The sequence below is a fragment of the Streptococcus sp. 1449 genome, from assembly GCF_013276805.1.
Lineage (GTDB): Bacteria > Bacillota > Bacilli > Lactobacillales > Streptococcaceae > Streptococcus > Streptococcus pseudopneumoniae.
The window spans coordinates 2892-5495 of record NZ_VMLS01000115.1; the positions used below are offsets into that span (position 1 = coordinate 2892).

1 protein-coding gene and 1 pseudogene are annotated in these 2604 nt (G+C 40.9%); both read right to left on the bottom strand.

Annotated elements, in window-relative coordinates:
• Positions 1–85: 85 nt before the first annotated feature.
• Positions 86–1282 carry a phosphoglycerate kinase gene (locus HT687_RS11495; RefSeq protein WP_001096743.1) on the bottom strand — a complete coding sequence of 399 codons (1197 nt, stop codon included), beginning with the start codon at positions 1280–1282 and terminating at the stop codon, positions 86–88.
• Positions 1283–1371: 89 nt separating this feature from the next.
• Positions 1372–2604, bottom strand: a pseudogene (locus tag HT687_RS11500) (G5 domain-containing protein); the annotation flags it as partial.

The following is a 2604-nucleotide window of genomic DNA, read 5'->3' on the forward strand; positions in this document are numbered from 1 at the left end:
GTGACATAGCCACCTTTTTGTTAACGTTTCAGTTTTCTTCCTTTTTCTACAAAATCAGGATTTTGTAGAGACTAACGGGCTGAAATTATTTTTCTGTAAGTGCAGCCAAACCTGGCAATACTTTACCTTCGAGAAGTTCCATTGATGCTCCACCACCAGTAGAGATCCATGAGAATTTGTCTGCACGGCCAAGGTTAATCGCTGCGGCAGCTGAGTCACCACCACCGATGATTGATTTAACACCTGGTTGTTTCACGATAGCGTCCATCACACCGATTGTACCAGCTTGGAAGTCTGGGTTTTCAAATACACCCATAGGTCCGTTCCATACAACTGTTTTGGCACCAGTCAGAGCTTCGTCAAATTTAGCGATAGATTTTGGACCGATGTCAAGACCAAGGAAGCCTTCAGAAACTGCTTCACCTTCAGTGTCACGCACTTCAGTGTAACCAGCAAATGCGTTTGCTTCTTTTGAGTCAACTGGCAAGATCAATTTACCGTTTGCTTTTTCAAGAAGAGCTTTCGCAACATCCAATTTGTCTTCTTCTACAAGTGAGTTCCCGATTTCGATACCTTGTGCTTTATAGAATGTATAAGTCATACCACCACCGATAAGGACTTTATCAGCTTTTTCAAGCAAGTTTTCGATAACACCAATCTTGTCTGAAACTTTTGAACCACCAAGGATTGCTACGAATGGACGTTCTGGAGTTTCAACTGCTTCTTGGATGTAGGCAATTTCGTTTTCAAGAAGGAATCCAGCAACTGCTTTTTCAACGTTTGCTGAGATACCAACGTTAGATGCGTGTGCACGGTGAGCTGTACCGAATGCATCGTTTACGAAGATACCATCTCCAAGTGATGCCCAGTATTTACCAAGTTCAGGATCGTTTTTAGATTCTTTCTTGCCGTCAACATCTTCGTAACGAGTGTTTTCAACCAAGAGAACTTGTCCATCTTCAAGAGCGTTGATTGCCGCTTCCAATTCCGCACCACGAGTGACACCTGGGAAAACAACATCTTGACCAAGTTTTGCTGCCAAGTCAGCTGCTACAGGAGCAAGTGATTTACCAGCTTTATCAGCTTCTTCTTTCACACGTCCAAGGTGAGAGAAAAGAATTGCACGTCCACCTTGTTCGATGATGTACTTAATAGTTGGAAGAGCTGCTGTGATACGGTTGTCGTTAGTGATTACGCCATCTTTCAATGGTACGTTGAAGTCAACACGAACGAGGACTTTTTTACCTTTCAAGTCAACGTCTTTAACAGTAAGTTTTGCCATGTTACAAAAACCCCTTTAATTATTTTATTCGAAACTATTATATCACACTTTGGAAATATAAGGAAAAATTTCACAAGATTTTTCGATATTTAATCTTCATCTTCTTTTTTCTGTTTCAATGTCAAGGCTAAACTAGCAAGACCAAGGCTTGCCAATCCTGCTATTAGGGCTTCATTGGCATCAGCAGTTCCTGTATTTGGCAATTGTTTGCTTGCTTCTTCTGATTTAATTGCTGTATTTTGCACTGTTTTTTTCTTGTGTAGGCGCTACTGCTGGTTCAGTTTTTACTTTTGTTCCAATTTCAACAATTTCTGGAATCGCCTCTTGGATGACTTCTGTTGAACGAAGACGACGCTGACCGTTTTCATCAACTTCAAAGACATGTCTCAACAGACCATCTCGTCCCTGTATGATGACTCGTTGTTCCCCAACTAGCATATCAGCATTTTCATGCTCTTGACGGTCAAAGGCAACCTTTTCCTCTTGAACTTCCAATTTAGGAGCCTTTTGTTGATCAGAAGCCGGTTGATTAGTAGTTTTTGGAAGGACTGTGTTTTGTTGTTCTGGTTTAGTTGAGATAGTAACAAGGTCATTTGCACCATTAGATTCTACTCGTGGTTTCTCAGCAGATTCATAAACAAAGGCATAATGAGTAAAGTGTGGTGCTGTAAAGATAACATGACTATCCGTTTGTTCAAAAGCCAATTCTACTGCCTCTTTGCCTTCAGGTAAGAAGAATACTCTCTTCACTTTCTTATCTTTTTCAATTGGAATTTTCACAATAGAAGCGTAAGAGAGATCAACGTCTTGACCTTTTTCATCGAGACCTTCTATTTCAAAGACATGAGCATCTTCTCCAGCAAAGTATTTTTTCTCTTCAGCACTTGCTTGAACACGCTCTACTTTCAAGCCCTTGATGACAGTCTTCTCTTTATTTGAGAAGTGTACTTCAACACCTGTTTTACTATCAGAAAAGACTGCTGGCTTGTCTTCTTTCAATAAAGTAACCAGATCTTTCAAACTCTGTTTCGCTGTTGCAAGCTCTTCTGAACTCAAATCTACTTTTTCAACCAAGGCCTTGTTCTTTTCAAGAAGCGGAGCTAGGGCAGAACCTGAAGGATGGTTTGGTTTGGCAGCCAAGAGTTCTTGAGCCTCACCTGTTAAGCGATCGAGTTCTGTCTTTTCTTCCGTAAATTTCTCTTGACCATTCAGAGCTTTATGAGCTTCTGTCAATTTATTAAGTCGGTCATTAACCTGATCTTGGGTGCTAGTTTCATGGTCTTTCAACACTTGTTCGGCCGCTTCAATTGCTTTCAAGAAGG